Below are 19,725 nucleotides of genomic sequence, written 5' to 3' on the forward strand. Positions count from 1 at the left end.
GGAGACATTCACTTTTGGCAGCCGGCAAAGCTGACATGCCCACCACCGCTGGCGATATCCGCTTTCGGGAGCAGCTCTGACTGATCGGGGTCACCAGGTGGCGGCAGACTGTCCGTTTTTCACTGCACCTCGCGCTCGAAATTTCCTCGGGTACCGCCGCGAATTTCTGCCCGCGCGAGGATTGATCGTGAGAAATATCCACATTGGAAAGCCCCGTGCCCGTCGAGGCGTTTTTTGGCCGCCCACGTTTGGCAGCGGTCTGTTCGCAGCCGATGCAACGCGGGCGGTGACGTTTGGTGTTTGATACATCAAACACTCGACTAATCCGTAGAAACGACCACGCATGTTCACCGCCGCTCCGCTTCCAGATCACATCCGCAGCGTTTCCGAGGAGCGTTGCGCCAGGCAATTCTTGCTTGCGCGCCCCGACGAGATACATGCCCTTGGCTGCGGTACAGGGGGCTGGGTTGAGCCAACGCGTTTTCTCGCCGGAGCACGCACACAAGAGAGCTCCTCTGTTCGCGATCTTATGAAAACTGAACCGTTCGGAAAGCCCGCAATCTGGATGTACCAATTTTGGTAGTACTGGGTAGCTGTCAGAACCGAACCGGTTCCCGTTCGTGGCTAGGGAGCAATCCCGATCCCGATGCCGATCCCGATAATCGCCAGCGATATGACGATCACCAGCACGTCAATCGTCAGCCATCTGGGTATGCGCTTTGCAGGTTGGGTCATGGCGTGTCCCTCCGCTGCCACGTTATGTACCGGAAGAGCGCAAGTGGCTGTGAACGAGTTCACAGGTTTGAACAATCGCCGCCGCCATCGCCAGGGCTGGCGCGTCAACCTTCGATCGCGGTGATCGCCGGGATACCACCGTTCCGCTAATGCACCATTCTGTGGGATGATCTTCGGTGAACGGTCACTCCAATCAGCACCGCTAACAGCGCCATCAACATGATGATCACCATGATGATCGTCCTGGCCTTCATCTGCGATGGCTCCTCAACCGCCGCCGGCTTGGTCCGGTGCTGCGGCAGTTCTTCATCGGGCCAGCGATCCAGGATCGTCATGATCGGCTCTGGCATCGCCGCCATGCTGTTTGCCCATTTGCGCAAATCATCTGGCGTTAGCGTTCCGTTGGCTCCCGTTGGCGCCGGGCTGGGGTCGACTACTTCAACCTTTACTTCCGGCTTAAGTCTGGTTTTGGCTTTATGCGACGCCTCGACGGGGTTCGCCCTTGCGGCTGCCACTTTTTTAAGACGGTGCGAGGCACGCGGCGAGGCATCCCAGCAGCGACCCTTGCCATGCCAATACAGATACGAAGTGCGATAGACGCTGCGGGCCTCCGCTTTGGTCATGCAGTCTTTCGATGCATGCGCGACGGCTGGCGACAACAACAGTACAACAGCAATGGCGACAATACGCATGTTCGGCATGATCGAGAGCCGTACCTGTTCTATGTACCCCGGCAATCTTATCGCAGCGTGGGTCGGTCACAACGAAACCTGCGTGTTAAGCTTGGCGATTAAGCTTGATGTGCGCTGTGCAGGTTAATTCTGGAACAACAAGGGCAACCGGCTGCGGCCAGAACCTGAAGTCTGGTAGACCGGCGCCCCTTCCCCTTTGCAGGCTTAAGCCGATACGATGGCTTATTCTGAGACTTGGGGCAGGCAATGAAGGCAGGCGACGGACCAACCAAATCGGGAAGCCGCGCGACGACTACGGCGAAGCGCCGCCAGGCGCCAAAAGCAGCGCGCGCCTCTAGCTCCGCAAAAAAGAACGGCGAAAGTACCGCCCAAACCGAAGTCGAACGGCTTGCCCTCGAACTTCAGGAAGCCAGGGAGCGGCAAGCCGCGACAGCCGAGGTTTTGAGTCTCATCTCGGACTCGCCGACCGGCATCCAGCCGGTGTTCGACAGGATCGTCAAGAACGCAGCGCGGCTCTGTCAGAGCGTGCTGAGCGCCGCCTATCGCCGGGATGGGGAGCACGTCCATCTGGTCGCGTACGATCAGTTCTCTCTGGAATCGGTGGCCGCGGTGCGCAAGGCCTACCCTGCCCCGCTGACCAGCAAGAACCTGATCTCGGTCGCCATCCGCGAGCGCCGCGTCGTGCATGAGCCGGATGTGCTCGTCTCCGGCGGATACAGCGAGCTGCAGAGAACATCGGGCTATCGCAGTATCCTCGTCGTGCCGATGTTGCGCGACGAGGTCGCGATCGGCGCCATCGCGGTGATGCGGCTTGAGCCGCAACTATTTCCCAAGGCGCAGGTCGAGCTCCTGAAAACTTTTGCCGGTCAGGCGGTCGTAGCCATCGAGAACACGCGGCTGTTCGCGGAAGTCCAGGAACGCACCAGGCAACTGTCGCAATCGCTCGAAGATCTCCGCGCCGCGCAGGACAGCCTCGTGCAGACCGAGAAGCTGGCCGCGCTGGGAAGGCTGGTGGCGGGCGTCGCTCACGAGCTCAACACCCCCGTCGGCACCAGCCTGACCGTCGCCTCGGCATTCCTGAACAAGGCCGATCGATTTGAAGCCGATGTCGCCGGCGGCGGCGTGCGCCGATCGACCTTGGCTGAATTCATTGCGACGGGCCGGGAGGCAGCATCACAAATCATGATCAACCTCAATCACGCGATCGATTTGATACAGTCGTTCAAGCAGGTTGCGGCGGATCGCAACGTGTCGGACCGGAGAGGCTTTGATCTCGGCCAGGTGACCGAGCAGGTCGTCAAAGGATTGCGATTCGGGCTGCGCAGAAATCTTGTGGTCAGCCTCGAATGCGAGCCCGATCTCGCCATGAACAGCTACCCCGGACCTTATGGCCAGGTGCTCACCAACCTGGTTCTCAATTCCGCGGTGCACGCCTATCCGGACGGCGCACGAGGGTCCGTCCATATTGCGGCACAGGCGTCAGGCAAACACAACGTTGAAGTGCTGTTTTCGGACGACGGTTGCGGAATGAGCCCGGAGGTCAAGCGCCAGGTGTTCGATCCATTTTTCACAACCCGGCGCGACCAGGGCAGCACGGGCCTTGGATTGCACATCGTCCACAACATCGTGACCAATCGCCTAGGTGGTCGGATCAATCTGGAAACCGGGCCTGGCGCGGGAACGAAAATCCGGATCATCGTGCCCCGCGAAGCGCCGTTTGCCGCGGAATGATGCAGCGGCCGGCAAGCGTCGTAGCCCGGATGGAGCGAAGCGCAATCCGGGGAAAGTCTGCCAGCGTATAGGCTGATCCCGGGTTGCGCTGTGCTTCACCCGGGCTACGCGTTAACCGCCGTTCCCACTCTCAAGTTGACGCGACATGGAGAGAATTGCATTTGCCGTCTCTGCTGGATGCAGGCGCGTAGCCCGGATGGAGCGAAGCGCAATCCGGGGACAGTCTCGCCAGCGGATAGGCTGATCCCGGGTTTCGCTGCGCTCCACCCGGGCTACACAGGGCCGGCCTCAGCCGCCGTTGCCGTTCTCGCCGTTCTCCCCGTCGTCGCCGATATGCTCGACCGACACCACGTGCTCGTCCTCGGCGGTATCGAACACGATGACGCCCTGCGTCGAGCGGCCGGCGATGCGGATGTCCTCGACCGGGCAGCGGATCAGCTGGCCCTTGTCGGTGACCAGCATGATCTGATCGCTGTGCTCCACGGGGAATGAGGCCACCAGCTTACCGTTGCGGTTGTTGACCGACATCGCGACGATGCCTTTGCCGCCGCGGCCGGTGGTGCGGTACTCGTAGGACGAGGTGCGCTTGCCATAGCCGTTGACGGAGACCGTCAGCACGACCTGCTCCTGCGCCGACATTTCTGCGTAGCGCTCCTGCGAGAGCTGGAGCGAACCCGAAGTCTCTTCGCCCTCGGCATCCGCAGGCTCCTCAACCGAGGTTTCGCCGGCGACCGCGCGGCGCATCTTCAGGTAGGCCAACCGTTCGTCCGACGTGGTCTCGACATGGCGCAGGATCGCCAGCGAGATCAGCGTGTCGTTCTGGGCCAAGGCGATACCGCGCACGCCCATCGAGGTGCGGCCGGTGAAGACGCGCACATCGGTGACGGGGAAGCGGATGCACTGGCCCCCGGCGGCCGTCAGCAGCACGTCGTCATGCTCGGTGCAGATCTGCACGTCGACGATCGCCTCGCCCTCCCCGAGCTTCATGGCGATGATGCCGGAGCGGCGGACATCGACGAAGTCGGACAGCTTGTTGCGGCGGACGGTGCCGCCGGTCGTGGCGAACATCACGTCGAGATTGCCCCAGGAGGATTCGTCCTCCGGCAGCGGCATGATGGTGGTGATGCGCTCGCCCTGCTCCAGCGGCAGGATGTTGATCAGCGCCTTGCCGCGCGCATTGGGCGCCGCCACCGGCAGCCGCCAGACCTTTTCCTTGTAGACTTGGCCCTTCGAGGAGAAGAACAGCACCGGCGTGTGGGTCGAGGCCACGAACAGGCGGCTGACGAAATCCTCGTCGCGGGTCTGCATGCCCGCGCGGCCCTTGCCGCCGCGGCGCTGGGCGCGATAGGCGGAGAGTGGCACGCGCTTGACGTAGCCGGCGTGCGAGACCGTGACCACCATGTCCTCGCGCTGAATCAGGTCCTCGTCCTCGACCTCGCCTTCCTGCTCGATGATGACGGTTTTGCGCGGGGTGGCGAACTCGCCCTTCACCGCGGCAAGCTCTTCCTTGATGATCGCCTGCACGCGCGCGCGCGAGCGCAGGATGTCGAGATAGTCGGCGATTTCGACCGCCAGCTTGTCGAGTTCTTCCGAAATTTCCTCGCGGCCGAGCGCCGTCAGACGCTGCAGGCGCAGGTCGAGAATGGCCTTGGCCTGCTCCAGCGACAGCCGCGCAGTGCCGTCGGGGGCCATCCGGTGGCGCGGGTCGTCGATCAGCGTGATCATTGCCTCGACGTCCCTGGCCGGCCAGTCGCGCGACATCAAGGTGTCGCGCGCAGTGGTCGGATCGGGTGAGGTTCTGATGACGCGAATGATCTCGTCGATATTGGCGACCGCGATGGCCAGGCCGACCAGGATATGGGCGCGGTCGCGGGCCTTGTTCAGCAGGAATTTGGTGCGGCGGGTGACGACCTGCTCGCGGAACGCGACGAACAGCGTCAGCAGGTCCTTCAGGTTCATCACCTGCGGCCGGCCACCGTCGAGCGCCACCATGTTGGCCGGAAAATTCGTCTGCAGCGGCGTGAACCGATAGAGCTGGTTCAGCACCACGTCGGGCACCGCGTCGCGCTTCAACTCGACGACCACGCGAAAGCCGTCGCGGTCGGATTCGTCGCGCAGGTCGGAGATGCCCTCGATCTTCTTCTCGCGCACCAGTTCGGCGATGCGCTCGACCATGGTGGCCTTGTTCACCTGGAAGGGAATTTCGGTGACGATGATCGCTTCGCGATCCTTGCGGATGGTGTCGATCGTCACCTTGCCGCGCATCACGATCGAGCCGCGGCCGAGATGATAGGCCGAGCGGATGCCCTGCCGTCCCAGGATGATGCCGCCGGTCGGGAAATCGGGCCCGGGCACGATGTTGATGAGGTCGTCGATGGTCAGCGCGGGATTATCGATCAGCGCCACGCAGGCGTCGATGACCTCGCCGAGATTGTGCGGCGGGATGTTGGTCGCCATGCCGACGGCGATACCGCCGGCGCCGTTGACCAGAAGGTTCGGGAATTTGGCCGGCAGCACCGTCGGTTCGCGGTCGCGGCTGTCGTAGTTGGCCTGGAAATCGACGGTATCCTTGTCGATATCGTCGAGCAGCGTCTGCGCGATCTTGGTCAGGCGGGATTCGGTGTACCGCATGGCCGCCGCCGTATCGCCGTCCACGGAGCCGAAATTGCCCTGGCCGTCGATCAGCGGCACGCGCATGGAGAAATCCTGCGCCAGACGCACCAGCGCGTCATAGACCGACTGATCGCCGTGGGGATGGTATTTACCGATGACGTCGCCGACGGTGCGCGCCGACTTGTTGTACGACTTGTTCCACTCGAAGCCGTTCTCGTGCATCGCGTAGAGAATGCGGCGATGAACGGGCTTGAGTCCGTCGCGTGCATCCGGCAGCGCCCGCGCCACGATCACGCTCATGGCGTAATCGAGGTAGGAGCGTTTCATCTCGTCGAGAATGGAAACGGGACGAATATCGGAAGGCTCCGGCGGCTCGCCGGGCTTGTTATCTTCAGGGTCAGACAAAGGGGAATCCGGTCAGTTCTCAGCTGAGAATCATATAGCGCATCGGGCCTCCGATCACCACCCCGAAGCGCTCTGGAGGGGTCGTTTTTCCGCTCGTTTTTTCATGGACTTACCGGGTCGGAAGCAGCTTTCGTGAGCAGCCATTTCGGGGCCGGAAAAGACCGCGCCCGGAACGGCGTTCCTGGCCTCGCCCTAGGGGCCGAAAACCACCGCATGCATGATGCGGCCGGGCACGAAAGTGAACAGGCCGGCAATGACCAGCGCGCCAAAAAAGATCGAAATCATCGTGATCCTGTGGCCGCGCACGTTTTGCCGCCGGGCGTACCACACGCCGAGCACCAGCATGATCGGAGTGAAGATCGAGAGCAGATGGATCGGGCTGAACGGCCCGACCAGGCGGATCTCATGGATCCAGAAGGAACTGATCGCGACCGCCGCCATCAGCACCACCCAGATCCAGCCGATGGTCCGGTGCGGCAGCGTCCCCTTTGGTGCCACGAACTGTACGATGCCGAGCGCAAACGCCGCCATGGCCGCGAAGGCGTGCAGCGGGATCGTCCCGGGGGCCTCCAGCAGCGGCGCAAGGCTCATGGTGGGCGCTCCAGATCCGTTTGGCGTTCGATTGAATGCCTGAAAAGGCTTTAGATCGACCTCTTAATGTTAATATCATTAACATCGATCCATGTCAAAGCTCGGAACCCGGTTCAATCTCGATTAAAATCAATGCATTGGAGGCCGACTCTGCGAATGGGGTCCAGCCACACCCCTGCCCCGGACCACCGCCTCGGCGCCGACACACTCCCTGCGATCAGATCAGTCAAATGAGGGAAGGAGTGCCAACTATGCGCAACTGCCCGATGACACGTTCGCCTCGTTGAACGGAGCGCGAAACGTCAGCATTGGCGGATCGGTCGCACTTGCGGCGCCCCTTGCTGTCCGGCCGATCAATCCATCTGCCGGCGTTGCTGTTTCCGGCTCTATGGGTATGTCTGCCAGCATCGCGCCCCGTCGCCCTATTCGAGCAACAAAGTGACCAACGTCCTTTTCGTCTGCAGCGCCAACCGTCTGCGCAGCCCAACCGCCGAACAAATCTTTTCGACTTGGCCGGGGATCGAGACCGACTCAGCCGGCATCTCCAACAGCGCGAGCGTGCTGTTGTCGTCCGAACAGGTCGAGTGGGCCGACATCATCTCCGTCATGGAGAAGGCCCACCGCACCAAGCTGAACCGGAAATTCCGCTCCAGCTTGAAGGGCAAACGGCTCATCTGCCTCGACATTCCAGACGACTACGAATTCATGGATCCGGCTTTGATCCAGATGCTCGAAAGCCGGGCCGGCCGATTCCTGCCTCGACCCGAGCGGGCTCCCAAACTTTAGAACGGGATATCGTCGTCCATGTCGCTGTTGCGACCGCCGCCTGCCGCCACAGCCCGCCGCGGCGCGGAGCTGACCGGACTGCTGGAGCCGAAGTCACCGCCGGAATCGTCGGAGCCGAAGCTGCCGCCACCACCGCCGCTGCGGCCATCGAGCATGGTCAGCGTCGAGTTGAAGCCCTGCAGCACGACTTCGGTCGAGTATTTCTCGACGCCGCTCTGATCGGTCCATTTGCGGGTCTGCAGCGCGCCCTCGATGTAAACCTTGGCGCCCTTCTTCAGATACTGCTCGACAATCTTGCAAAGCGGTTCGGAGAAGATGACGACGCGGTGCCACTCGGTCTTTTCCTTGCGCTCGCCGGTGCCCTTGTCGCGCCAGGTTTCCGAGGTCGCGATGCTCAGATTGGCAATCGGCCGCCCGTCCTGTGTCCGCCGGATTTCAGGATCCTTGCCGAGGTTGCCGACCAGAATCACCTTGTTCACGCTTCCCGCCATCGCCGCTCTCCACTCGATATCGCCGGCAAAAATCCACTGGCAAAAATTACTGGTCGGACCCGCTGCATGCCGGCCGCCTTCAATTCTTGACCTGTCGCTGATTCTTGAACCTGTCGCTTTGTCCGCTCTTTCGCGTCCGCTTCCGGACATCTGAAGCGGACCCTATACGCTCGCAAGCTCCGCAGACTTAGCGATCCCTCGGCAAGTCGGCGGTTATCCACATATAGCATCGCCCAGGCCAATGTTCCAGATTTGTTCCGGAATCTCACGACGCCTGGGCCGAACCTGCTACTCAACTCTGTGGCGACATAAGTTTGCCCCAATTGAGTCCAGAAAACGCCAAAATGGAACCGAAAGTTCTGCCCGATAACGTGAATAACGCTGACATATCATGAGCTTGCCCACATACTTTGGTCATGAGTGTTGCAATTCGGAGACGCAATTTTCACGCGAGTCGCGCTATAGAAAGTTGCAGACAGCGAGGGTGCTCGCGTCATTTCGAGAACGCTTCGGGACCCACGGAAGCGGACAACGAGCTGGAGATAGAGGATGAAGAAGTTTCTGTTAGGTACGGTTGCTCTCATCGCGTTCGCTGCACCTGCGGCGGCCGCTGACCTCGCTGCGCGTCCTTACAAGGCCCCGCCGGCACCGATCGCCGTCGTGTACGACTGGAGCGGTTTTTACATCGGTGCCAACGGTGGTTGGGGTTCGAGCCATAGATGCTGGAACTCGATAGCGCCTTTTGCGATCGCCGCTGAAGGTTGCCATGACGGAGACGGCGGCACGGTCGGTGGTCAGATCGGTTATCGCTGGCAGGCCAGCAGCTGGGTGTTCGGCCTCGAAGCCCAGGGCAACTGGGCGGACTTCACGGGCAGCAATGAGAGCCTGTTTTTCCCCGGCTTCGCGAACGAATCGCGGACCGACGCCTTCGGCCTGTTCACCGGTCAGGTCGGCTGGGCCGCCAACAACGTCCTGTTCTATGTCAAGGGTGGTGCGGCCGTCACCTCGGATCGTTACCGCATCCGCGATATTCCCACGGGTGTTATAGTTGCTACCACGGGCGACGACACCCGCTGGGGCGCCAGCGTCGGCGCGGGCCTCGAATTCGGCTTCGCTCCCAACTGGTCGGCCGGCATTGAATACAATCACTTGTTCATGCAGGACCGCAACTACGGCTTCGTCACGCCAGCCGGCGTCGCCTTCGGCGCCGATCGCATCAGCCATGACGTCGATATCGTCACCGCGCGCATCAACTACCGCTTCGGCGGCCCGGGCATCACGAGGTACTGATCTTCGCTTTCAGCAAACCGAATACCGAAAAGGCCGGCTTCATGCCGGCCTTTTTTGTTTGGTTGCCCCAGGTTCGTGTGTCCGCCGCAGGGGGGCGTCGATTACGTGCACGGCTTCATGGGCACGCGCGACAACAGCTTCACTTTCAACGCCGGCTGATTCTCGCGCACCGATCGCACTCGTCAGGACGTCGACATCGTCACCGCACGCATCAGTTACAAATTCGGTGGCCCGTCATCGCGGAATACGGCGCGCGACGCGCATTGAATACGAAAAGGCCGGCCCCGCGCCGGCCTCTTCTTTTGGTTGTACCGCGGGATACTACGTACCCGTTACGGTTGCATATTACCTACATTTGCCGCCGATGTGGTTTTTCGGCGACAGCTTTCTGCGATGACTTCGCGCTATATGGAATCGCAACCTCAAATTGACGGCTGAGGAAAGTTTGCGTTGGGACCTGCGAAAGGAAAAAGAAAGTGAAGAAAATTCTGCTGACCACCACTGGCTTGATCGCGCTTGGGATGGCGCCTGCGATCGCCGCCGATCTTCCTGCACGGGCCTACACCAAGGCGCCCGCCGCAGCGATTGCGATCAACAACTGGAGCGGATTCTACATCGGCGCCAACGGAGGTTGGGGCACGAGCCACAACTGCTGGACCAACACCGCGGTCGCCGGCGTTCCGGTGACGCCGACTGCCGAAGGTTGCCATGACGCAGATGGCGGCACGGTCGGTGGTCAGATCGGCTATCGCTGGCAAGCCGGCAACTGGGTGTTCGGCGTCGAAGCGCAGGGCAACTGGGCCGACTTCAACGGTTCGAACATCATTGTGCCGGGAGCCAGCAACCACACCAAGATCGACGCGTTCGGTATGTTCACCGGACAGGTCGGCTACGCCGCCAACAACGTCCTTTTCTACGTGAAGGGCGGTGCTGCGGTGACCGACAACCGCTACGAAAGCACGATCCTCGGCATCGTGTTCGACCGCGCTGAGAAGACCCGCTGGGGTGGCGCGGTTGGCGCTGGCGTGGAATACGCCTTTGCTCCGAACTGGTCGTTCGGCGTCGAGTATAACCACCTGTTCATGGGCACCGAGAACTACAACTTCCGAGGCGTCGGCGTGTTCGGCGGTATCAACACCCGCAACGACGACATCAAGCAGGACGCTGACATCGTCACCGCCCGCATCAACTACCGCTTCGGCGGCTAGTGATCGCGAAGCACTGATCTCCGCGTCACCTGAGTTCCCAAGATTGAGAAAGGGCCGGCCTTGCGCCGGCCTTTTTTTGTGCGGCACTGCTGACTGCTGCTGCCAAAAAAATAGCAATGCAAACAATCCGTTGATGATTCGCACAGGGCACTGGAAATTCCTCGTCGTTCTTCCTATGTTCCGACTTTCAATCATCGGCGCCTGATCCCGGTCCTCTCCGGCAATGCGCGCCCAACGTGGCGCGCGCCTGCACGCCTGGAAAATGCCGATATGGATGAAGTGCTCAGGGCGAAGCGCCAACCACCCGCCGGCTCCGCATCGCGTGCGATAACCATCCGCGGCGCGCGCGAGCACAATCTCAAGAACGTCGATCTCGAGATTCCCCGCGACAAGCTCGTGGTGTTCACCGGCCTCTCCGGCTCCGGCAAATCCTCGCTCGCCTTCGACACCATCTATGCCGAGGGACAGCGGCGCTACGTCGAATCGCTCTCGGCTTACGCGCGCCAGTTCCTGGAGATGATGCAGAAGCCGGACGTCGACCAGATCGACGGCCTGTCGCCCGCGATCTCGATCGAGCAGAAGACGACGTCGAAGAATCCGCGCTCCACCGTCGGCACCGTCACCGAGATCTACGACTATATGCGCCTGCTGTGGGCGCGCGTCGGCGTGCCCTATTCGCCCGCCACGGGGCTGCCGATCGAAAGCCAGATCGTCTCGCAAATGGTCGATCGCGTGCTGGCGTTGCCCGAGGGCACGCGGCTTTATCTGCTGGCCCCGGTCGTGCGCGGCCGCAAGGGCGAGTACAAGAAAGAGCTCGCCGAATGGCTCAAGAAGGGTTTTCAGCGCGTCAAGATCGACGGCACGTTCCATGAGTTGTCGGAGGCACCCACCCTCGACAAGAAATTCCCGCACGACATCGACGTCGTGGTGGACCGCATCGTGGTCCGGCCGGACATCGGCCAGCGCCTCGCCGAAAGCTTTGAGACCGCGCTGAAGCTCGCCGAGGGCCTGGCTGTGATCGAATACGCCGATGCACCGGCGGGCGCAGCGGAAGAGAAGAAGTCCGACAAGAAGACCGCAAAAATCCACGACAAGAGCGGGCCGGAACGGATTCTGTTCTCGGAGAAATTCGCCTGCCCGGTTTCCGGCTTCACCATCCCCGAGATCGAGCCGCGGCTGTTCTCGTTCAACAACCCCTATGGTGCCTGCCCTGCCTGCGGCGGTCTCGGCGTCGAGCAGCATATCGACGAGGATCTCGTCATCCCCGACAAGGAGCTGACCTTGCGCAAGGGCGCGATCGCGCCGTGGGCGAAATCGTCCTCGCCCTATTACATCCAGACGCTGACCGCGCTCGGAAAATTCTACAAGTTCACGCTCGACACCAAGTGGAAGGACCTGCCGAAGAAGACGCAGGCAGCCCTGCTGCACGGCTCCGGCGACGACGAGATCAAGTTCTCCTACGAGGATGGCGTCCGTTCCTACGATACCAAAAAGCCGTTCGAAGGCGTCATCACCAACCTCGAGCGCCGCTTCCGCGAGACCGAGAGCGAATGGGCGCGCGAGGAGCTGGCAAAGTATTTCTCCGACATCCCCTGCGCGGGCTGCAACGGCCATCGGCTGAAACCCGAGGCGATGTGCGTCAAGATCGGCGGCAAGCACATCGGCGAAATCTCGGAGTTGTCGGTGCTCCGGGCCGGCGAGTGGTTCGAGACCGTGCCGAAAGCGCTCAACGCGCAGCAGAACGAGATCGCCACCCGCGTGCTGAAGGAGATCCGCGAGCGGCTGTCGTTCCTGCTCGACGTCGGCCTGAATTATCTCACGCTCGCCCGCGCCTCCGGCACGCTATCCGGCGGCGAAAGCCAGCGCATCCGCCTCGCCTCCCAGATCGGCTCGGGTCTCACAGGCGTGCTCTACGTGCTGGACGAGCCTTCGATCGGCCTGCACCAGCGCGACAACGCGCGTCTCCTGGAAACGCTGAAGCGGCTGCGCGACCTCGGCAATACCGTGATCGTGGTCGAGCATGACGAGGACGCGATCCGGCTCGCCGATTACGTGCTCGACATCGGCCCCGGCGCCGGCATGCATGGCGGCCACATCGTGGCGCAGGGCACGCCATCGGAGATCATGAAGAACCCGAACTCGCTCACGGGCAAATACCTCACCGGCGAGATGTCGGTGGCGATCCCCGAGCGCAAGCCGCCGAACCATCGCCGCACCATCAAGGTCGTCAACGCCCGCGGCAATAACTTAAAGAACGTCTCGGCAGAAATTCCGCTCGGGCTGTTCACCTGCGTCACCGGCGTCTCCGGCGGCGGCAAATCCACGCTCTTGATCGACACCCTCTACAAGGCGATCGCCCGCAAGCTGAACAACGCCAGCGAAGGCGCCGCACCTCATGACCGTATCGAGGGGCTGGAGCATATCGACAAGATCATCGACATCGACCAGTCGCCGATCGGCCGCACCCCGCGTTCGAACCCCGCGACCTATACCGGCGCCTTCACGCCGATCCGCGAATGGTTCGCCGGCCTGCCCGAAGCCAAAGCGCGCGGCTACGAGCCCGGCCGCTTCTCCTTCAACGTCAAGGGCGGCCGCTGCGAGGCCTGCCAGGGCGACGGCGTCATCAAGATCGAGATGCACTTTTTGCCCGACGTCTACGTCACCTGCGACACCTGCAAGGGCAAGCGCTACAACCGCGAAACGCTGGAAGTCCTGTTCAAGGGCAAGAGCATCGCCGACGTACTCGACATGACGGTGGAAGAAGCCGCCGAGTTCTTCAAGGCAGTCCCCCGCGTCCGCGAGACGTTTAAAACGCTGCATCGTGTCGGCCTGGACTATATCCATGTCGGCCAGCAGGCCACCACCCTCTCCGGCGGCGAAGCCCAGCGCGTCAAGCTGGCGAAAGAACTGTCAAAGCGCGCGACGGGACGCACGCTCTACATCCTCGACGAGCCCACCACGGGCCTGCACTTCCACGACGTCGCAAAGCTCCTCGAAGTGCTGCACGAGCTGGTCTCGCAGGGCAACACGGTGGTAGTGATCGAGCACAATTTGGAGGTCATCAAGACCGCCGACTGGGTGATCGACCTCGGCCCCGAAGGCGGCGACGGCGGCGGCGAAATCGTCGCCTGGGGTCCGCCGGAGGATATCGTCAAGGCGCCGCGGAGCTACACGGGGAAGTTTTTGGCCCCGGTGCTGAAGAAGGCGGATGGCAAGCCGCGGAAAAGCAGCAGTGCTAGCGAGGCGGCGGAGTGAGTCGTGCCTATAACAAAGCCGTTTTTTCGCACGTGTCGGCAACTCACGGATGGAAGTTATCAAAATTCCGGACAAGGGCGTTACGTTAGCGCCCCTCAATTTGCTGTGGCCGGTCCACAATATGTTCGAGCCTTTCTCCTTATTCAGAAGGATTTGCTCGAACTTTTTGATTACGTCGAACCAGCTGATCAGAATCTAAATTGTTATTCTTATCGAATTCATGAACTGCACATGCGGACCTGCATCGAAGTGGAGGCCCATTGCAGGGCAATCTTAACGGAGAACAGTTACGTTAATCTTCGCAGGACAGCAGATTGGTGGAATGTTAGGGATTACCGAAAGCTGAATCCAACTCACCACCTCTCATCTTACGAAGTCCGAATGCCGCTGTGGCATGGCTTACAGAACGTCCGTAAGCCATTCGATGCGTGGGCCACGGAGGGCGCTTTGCTCCCCTGGTATCAGGCGTATAATGAGGCAAAACACGATCGTCATAACAATTTCCCAAGATCAAATTTTGACACATTGATTAGCGCAGTATCAGGGTTGGTTGCCCTCTTATCCGCGCAGTTTCTTACATTTGATTTTCAACCAAGCGTATTCGGTACGGGATACGGCGCGCCCGACGGTGGGTTTGAAACGGCAATTGGCGGCTACTTTCACGTGAAGTTTCCGACGGACTGGCCCCCGGACGATCGTTATTCATTCGACTGGGAAACTCTAAGCAGTGACCCGCATCCATTTCAGGCGCTCACTTTCTAGACTCGCTAGCAGCGCGTAGAATGGCTAGAGCGAAGCGAAATTCATCACGTTTGCAAGCCGGTGGATTCGTTTTGCTCGACCATTCTGGGCTCTCTAGCGTCGGTAGGCAGCAAGCGTAGGGCGGATTAGCGAAGCGTAATCCGCCGCTTCTCTCTACCCGCGCGCTGGCGCGAGTGTGGGCTAGAATTATTGGATTATGAGGTATCCATTTTTGCGACAGATGACGAGTTCGATGAGTTTGCGCGAGAGACCTTTGAGTCGGGACATCATTTCCTAATTGACCCGCTATTTGCAGTGACTGAAGAACTGACGCTCATGAGCGGCGCACAGCTTGTCTCGCTAGAAAGTTTGGAATCTATTTCTTATGCAGGGTCCGTGCAGCAAGCGTAGGGCGGTTTAGCGAAGCAAAATAATTTTGAGATACGCGGTGTGACGACCTGATACGGTGTGGGACTAAGGGCGCGTACTCGTAAACCCGGCTCGGTGGGAGCTGTTTCGCCGAAGGACCCTTCGATCCGAAAGCGAGTGAATTGCTACGTCGCCGCGAAGTCACGCGATGGACCAACAACCGACTACGCAGAAGGCGCGTCAAGGCCGTGCGGCAGCACAACCTGTATAACATTTTGCCCTTCCGGTGGATGGCGCGAGATATGCCCTTTCCCATGCGTATCCTCGACGAGAACTGCCTTTCCAGCAGAGACACGTCTCATCTCTCCGTCGCTCGTTTCAAACTCGACCTCACCATCCAACCAAATGGCAAGGAGTCGACTCGGTGGGTTATGAAAGCCCGCTTCGCGCACCCCTGCAGGGATATGAACAAAACGAACTCGCGAGGCTTCGTAGTAAGCGGAACGCGAGGCTTCGTAGTGAGCGGAAAGTTCGACAGGCGCTCCATTCGGAAACGATCGCGTTAGTGTCGTGGGGATATCAACTTCCCCAAAATGGGATTCGCCGTCAGGCGTAGCGAAAATCCGCAGGCACTTCATCTTTTACCTCCATTGTACTTTCGAGTTATGAAGGAGCGAGCCGTGTCGGGAAGGGTCATTTTTGACCGATTCCGCGGAGATTTGTCGGCCGGTCGATGTTCGCGCTTTGCCCCAAAGCGACCGGTGCCGGGGTCGGCCAAGGCGCACTGTGCTTGGCCTTACGCCTGTGATTCAAGCGAATGTTAGCGAGGCGTTAGCTCGGCCTTGGCCGCGTTGCCGTAGAAGCCTGATAATGCTAGGCAAAATACTGCTTGCAATGTTTAGCGAAGCATAATCCGCCGTTTCCGCCCGAGAGCGGAGGGTTATGTCTTCTAGGCCCGCCGACGCCTTACACCGTCCAGTAATGCGGATGCGGTCGCGAGCGGTCGCCCCAGTCGAAGGCTTCTTCATCGAGCTCCGACGGACCTGCGCGCAGGTCTTCCGGCGTCACGTCGGTTTGGTAGGCCTGACGCGCAGGATCAAATCGAAGGGCGTCCCACCGGATCGGACAATGATGGTGGCTGCCGAGCAGCCCTCCGGTCTTGATGACGGCGTAGGCTACCGTTCCGCTGGCCTTTTCGAGCATCAGACGTTCGATCGAGCCGAGCCTTGTGCCGTCGCGCCCGTAGACGCTTACATGCTCGACGCGATCACTGGGCACCAGGGTGTGCGGCATGGCGTCCTCCCTGTTTTGTCTCGTTCTCCCGGCATTATAGCACAAATAAACCGGCACGAGCGGGCATCCGACGCCGCGACTCGCGGACGCATGTAGATGAGTATCGCTTCGCTCCACCCATCCTACGGCCACTACCGCCGCAAGAACGCCCCGAACGCCCGCGGGCCGTCGCCGACCTTGATCTCGCCGGTCGCCTTCAGCTCGACTGCATCGATCACGCTGATCGAGTTGCTCTCCCAGTTCGCCACGATGATACGCCGGCCGTCCGCCGTCGCCGCGATCCCTTCCGGGTAATCGCCCACAGTGATGCGCTTGACCGGCGCCAGCGTTACGAGATCGAACACGCTGACGGTGCCGTCATACTGGTCGGTCACGAAGCCCCGCCCTTGCGCGAGTGCGACCGCATAGGGGCGCAAGCCCGTCTTCACACGCCCGATCTCTCTGTTCTCGGCGATATCTATCACGGAGACGTCGTTCGAGCCGACATTGGCGGTGTAGGCGCGCCGGCCCTCGGCATCGATGGTCATGCCAAACGGGCGTTCCCCGACCTTGATCGTAGCCAGCCTTTTCCGCGTCGCAGTATCGATGACGGACACGCTGTCGGCATCGCGGTCAGCGGAGAGCAGGAACCGCCCGTCCGGCGTCACTGCGAGGCCGGACGGCGAAGCGCCGACGGCGATATCGGCGATCACGCGCTGCGCTACCGGATCGATCACCCGCACCGCCGCGGCGTACCAGTCGGCCACATAGACGGTGGCGCCATCCGGCGCCACTGCGACACCTAGCGGACCACCGCCGGTGTTGATCCTGCCTACGACCCGGCGTGCGGCAGCATCGACCACCGTCAGCGCCTTGGCGTCGGGGCTCGTCACATAGGCGAAGCGTCCATCCGGCGTGATGGCGACGCCCGCGGGCTTGCCGCCAATCGCGATGGTTGCGACCGGCTGCAAGGATGTGAGATCCACGACCGTCAGGTTTTCGCTGAGCTGATTGGTGACGAAGGCTTCCTCGGCACGCGCCTGCCCGGCCCAGGCGGCGCCGATGCTGGCGACGAGCGCCGCCAGAGCGATCGCCTGCACGCTCAGCTTCCGCTTTCGACCTTCTTCTTCAGCGCCTCGAGGCCCGCGCGATAAAGCCCGCTCACCGCCTTCACGGCGGCCTGGTCGCTCAGCTCCGGCGGCGGATCGTTGTTGGGAAAGCCGCGATAGAACGCGCCGGCCCACTCCAGGCTGCTGCCCTTGCCGTCGGCGCTGGGGGTTACGGTCAGGGTGGACGAATAGTTGGTGACCGGCAGCACCTTCACGTCGACGGCGGTGATCCGGTAGGAATAGGTCATCTTCTCGGCGTCGAATTTGTAGAGCTCCTCATCGACGGTCGCACCATCAGCCAGTGTCAACCGACGCGTGGCCTCGATCGCGTTGCCCTTGTCGCCCTCGGTCTTGCTGACCGGCGGCAACCAGCTCATGTCCTGGAAGTTCCCGATCGCGGCCCACACCTTGGCCGGCGGCGCATTGATCTCGATCGATTCCCGCACCTTCTGGCGGGTCGGCCCATGCGCCCAGGCTGCCCCTATCACTGCCAGCGCCGCCACCACGGCCCCCACCCTCGCGAGCGTCGTCCTCATGTCGCTTCCCCACTGTGTCTTGTTGGCCCGCGCTAGCCGCGCAGCGGCGTTATCGTAACGCATTTTCAGACCAAAGGAGGCTGGTTTGTGGCAACGCCTGGACGCGGGTTGCGTCGGATAATACCGTAGGATGGGTGGAGCAAAGCGATACCCATCACTTCCTGAAAGGGTGGGTTTCGCGGAGTTTATCATCGGGCCGGCCGTGAGGCCGGACCCGTTGGCTCTACCCACCTACGTGCTCACTCCTCCATCGCGGCCTCCACAAACCCCGCCGGATCCTCACAAAACTCCCGCATGACCTTGTAGTGATCGGTATCCTTCACCGTCACCGGCTCCAGCCCGTATTTCGTCAGCCGCAGCAGCGTCGCATTCGGGTAGGCCATCAGCATCGGCGAGTGCGTCGCCATGATGATCTGGCAATGGCCGATATTTTCCATCCGGCGCATCAGCTTCAAAAATTCGATCTGGCGCGCGGGCGACAGCGCGGATTCCGGTTCGTCGAAGATGAAGATGCCTTGCTTCTGGCACCGCTCGTTGAAGAAGCGCAAAAAGCCTTCGCCGTGGGAATGGGACAGGAAGTCAGGCGGTGGCGACCCAAACGGATCATCCAGCGCCGCCTTGTCCAGATATCGCGCAACCGAGAAGAAGCTCTCCGCGCGGAAGAACCATCCATTCGTAATCCTGGGCAGCCAGCTTGCGCGAAGTGCTGACGAGAGACTGCCGCCCATCTTCTCCAGCGCCAGGGAATGGTCGACCGGCATATAGCCCTTGCCGCCACCTGCTTCGTCATAACCCGCGAGCACAGCGATCCCCTCGAGCAAGGTGGACTTGCCGGTGCCATTCTCTCCCACGATGATCGTGATCGCGCGATCGAAGCTCAGTTCGAAATCGTCATGCAGCAACGGAAGGCAGAACGGATAGGCCGCGCGGTCGGTAATGCGCGATGGCTCAAGCCAGATGCGCTTGAGGTACGGCGCCGGCAGATTGATCGGGCGATTACGTCTGGAAGCCATGGGCTCGACCTCAGGGAAACAATGTCGTTCGTCATGGTTATACAGGGAACGCCGTACAATCCCAGATGGCACGCCCGCCATGCAAAGCGCCACCTACACCCTCTTCCGCAACGCCATCCTCGGCGAGCAACAGGTCGTCTGCCTCTATGACGGCCGCCTCCGCGAATTGTGCCCGCACATCATCGGCACCAACAAACGTGGCGAAGAGGTCGTGCTGGCCTGGCAGTTCGGCGGCGAAAGCTCAGGCCCGCTGCCGCAATGGCGCTGCCTGAAGCTGGAGAATGTCAGCGGCACCCATACGCGCGAGGGCCGCTGGCGCGAAGGCGGCTCGCACCGCACGACGCAGACCTGCGTGAGCGACATCGATCTCGATATCAATGTTCACGTGCGAAAGCGCAGATAAGGCAAACGCTGCAATGACGAAGTGGACGCAGATTCGTAGGGTGGGCAAAGGCGCGTAGCGCCGTGCCCACCATCCATTACCGATCGCGCTTCATGATGGTGGGCACGCTGTCGCTTTGCCCACCCTACCGACTGCTGCGGGCTGATTTGCTTCCTGTGCAAGCGCAACTTCATGCAGCGGCCTGCGACATACTGGCACGACGGGCAAATCACTCAAAACCTGTCCAGCCCTATCAGCAAAAATATTCCGCTTAACGCGCAGGCCAAATCACCGGCATAACTCCGCCCGTCTCACGGCAGATGAGGGACGCTCGCGATCGTCACGAACGTGCAGTGAGATGCGATGGACGCGAGAGGCGCGATAGACGTACGCGCCTGACGCGTACGGCGAAGTCGTGTGGTCCTGACGCCGCGGTGCTGGCGCTAAGTTGGCGGGAAGTGTTCCGCCGACGACGGTGGCAAGAAAGCCGTTCACCGGGGAGAGCA

Annotated in this window: 17 protein-coding genes; 7 read left to right on the forward strand and 10 right to left on the reverse strand. The window is 61.2% G+C overall.

The genetic code is table 11. From position 1 onward, the window contains the following. On the reverse strand, window positions 1-439 hold a 439-nt coding region (locus tag KIP88_RS42835), incomplete at its 3' end, for a hypothetical protein (RefSeq protein WP_214494075.1). A gap of 442 nt (window positions 440-881) precedes the next feature. Continuing rightward, the gene (locus tag KIP88_RS42840) at window positions 882-1,436 is read right to left on the reverse strand and encodes a hypothetical protein (protein ID WP_214494076.1); all 555 of its coding nucleotides are present in this window, start codon (window positions 1,434-1,436) and stop codon (window positions 882-884) included. A 237-nt stretch (window positions 1,437-1,673) separates the two neighbouring features. Here KIP88_RS42840 and KIP88_RS42845 point away from each other — a divergent pair, with 237 nt between their 5' ends. Further along, a complete protein-coding gene (locus KIP88_RS42845; protein WP_214494077.1) occupies window positions 1,674-3,158 on the forward strand; it encodes a HAMP domain-containing sensor histidine kinase in 1,485 nt (494 codons plus the stop codon). A 288-nt stretch (window positions 3,159-3,446) separates the two neighbouring features. Here the strand turns inward: KIP88_RS42845 and gyrA are convergent, their stop codons facing one another. Both gyrA and KIP88_RS42855 read right to left on the reverse strand, forming a co-directional pair. Continuing rightward, window positions 3,447-6,176 carry a DNA gyrase subunit A gene (gene gyrA, locus KIP88_RS42850; protein WP_214494078.1) on the reverse strand — a complete coding sequence of 910 codons (2,730 nt, stop codon included), beginning with the start codon at window positions 6,174-6,176 and terminating at the stop codon, window positions 3,447-3,449. A gap of 192 nt (window positions 6,177-6,368) precedes the next feature. Continuing rightward, on the reverse strand, window positions 6,369-6,767 hold the full coding sequence (locus tag KIP88_RS42855) for a DUF2306 domain-containing protein (protein ID WP_214494079.1): 399 nt from the start codon (window positions 6,765-6,767) through the stop codon (window positions 6,369-6,371). A gap of 438 nt (window positions 6,768-7,205) precedes the next feature. Between KIP88_RS42855 and KIP88_RS42860 the strand changes: the two genes are divergently transcribed. After that, window positions 7,206-7,553: a low molecular weight protein tyrosine phosphatase family protein gene (locus tag KIP88_RS42860; protein ID WP_214494080.1), complete on the forward strand. Its 348-nt coding sequence runs from the start codon at window positions 7,206-7,208 to the stop codon at window positions 7,551-7,553. On the opposite strand, the gene KIP88_RS42865 is transcribed toward KIP88_RS42860, so the two are convergent. Next, window positions 7,550-8,044 (reverse strand): single-stranded DNA-binding protein, encoded by a 495-nt coding sequence (locus KIP88_RS42865; RefSeq protein ID WP_214494081.1) that lies wholly within the window; start codon window positions 8,042-8,044, stop codon window positions 7,550-7,552. The genes KIP88_RS42860 and KIP88_RS42865 overlap by 4 nt on opposite strands. A 549-nt stretch (window positions 8,045-8,593) precedes the next feature. Between KIP88_RS42865 and KIP88_RS42870 the strand changes: the two genes are divergently transcribed. From KIP88_RS42870 to KIP88_RS42885, 4 genes are all read left to right on the forward strand, one after another. Next, window positions 8,594-9,334 (forward strand): outer membrane protein, encoded by a 741-nt coding sequence (locus tag KIP88_RS42870; protein WP_214494082.1) that lies wholly within the window; start codon window positions 8,594-8,596, stop codon window positions 9,332-9,334. 476 nt (window positions 9,335-9,810) lie between these two features. Beyond that, a complete protein-coding gene (locus KIP88_RS42875; protein ID WP_214494083.1) occupies window positions 9,811-10,542 on the forward strand; it encodes an outer membrane protein in 732 nt (243 codons plus the stop codon). A gap of 270 nt (window positions 10,543-10,812) precedes the next feature. Continuing rightward, entirely contained in the window at window positions 10,813-13,797 is a 2,985-nt protein-coding gene (gene uvrA, locus KIP88_RS42880) for an excinuclease ABC subunit UvrA (RefSeq protein WP_214494084.1), read from the forward strand. 3 nt (window positions 13,798-13,800) lie between these two features. Next, window positions 13,801-14,559, forward strand: a complete 759-nt coding sequence (locus KIP88_RS42885) for a hypothetical protein (protein ID WP_214494085.1) — start codon at window positions 13,801-13,803, stop codon at window positions 14,557-14,559. 572 nt (window positions 14,560-15,131) lie between these two features. On the opposite strand, the gene KIP88_RS42890 is transcribed toward KIP88_RS42885, so the two are convergent. From KIP88_RS42890 to KIP88_RS42910, 5 genes are all read right to left on the reverse strand, one after another. After that, on the reverse strand, window positions 15,132-15,545 hold the full coding sequence (locus tag KIP88_RS42890; protein WP_214494086.1) for a hypothetical protein: 414 nt from the start codon (window positions 15,543-15,545) through the stop codon (window positions 15,132-15,134). A 328-nt stretch (window positions 15,546-15,873) separates the two neighbouring features. Then, the gene (locus KIP88_RS42895) at window positions 15,874-16,200 is read right to left on the reverse strand and encodes a PRC-barrel domain-containing protein (protein ID WP_214494087.1); all 327 of its coding nucleotides are present in this window, start codon (window positions 16,198-16,200) and stop codon (window positions 15,874-15,876) included. Between the two features lie 131 nt (window positions 16,201-16,331). Continuing rightward, the gene (locus KIP88_RS42900) at window positions 16,332-17,279 is read right to left on the reverse strand and encodes a cytochrome D1 domain-containing protein (RefSeq protein WP_214494088.1); all 948 of its coding nucleotides are present in this window, start codon (window positions 17,277-17,279) and stop codon (window positions 16,332-16,334) included. 2 nt (window positions 17,280-17,281) lie between these two features. Further along, a complete protein-coding gene (locus KIP88_RS42905; protein WP_214494089.1) occupies window positions 17,282-17,824 on the reverse strand; it encodes an SRPBCC family protein in 543 nt (180 codons plus the stop codon). 239 nt (window positions 17,825-18,063) lie between these two features. Next, window positions 18,064-18,837: an AAA family ATPase gene (locus KIP88_RS42910; protein WP_214494090.1), complete on the reverse strand. Its 774-nt coding sequence runs from the start codon at window positions 18,835-18,837 to the stop codon at window positions 18,064-18,066. 79 nt (window positions 18,838-18,916) lie between these two features. Between KIP88_RS42910 and KIP88_RS42915 the strand changes: the two genes are divergently transcribed. Next, window positions 18,917-19,240, forward strand: coding sequence for a hypothetical protein (locus tag KIP88_RS42915; RefSeq protein ID WP_214494091.1), 324 nt, complete (start codon window positions 18,917-18,919; stop codon window positions 19,238-19,240). Window positions 19,241-19,725 lie beyond the last annotated feature (485 nt).

Source organism: Bradyrhizobium sp. SRL28, assembly GCF_018596315.1.
Lineage (GTDB): Bacteria > Pseudomonadota > Alphaproteobacteria > Rhizobiales > Xanthobacteraceae > Bradyrhizobium.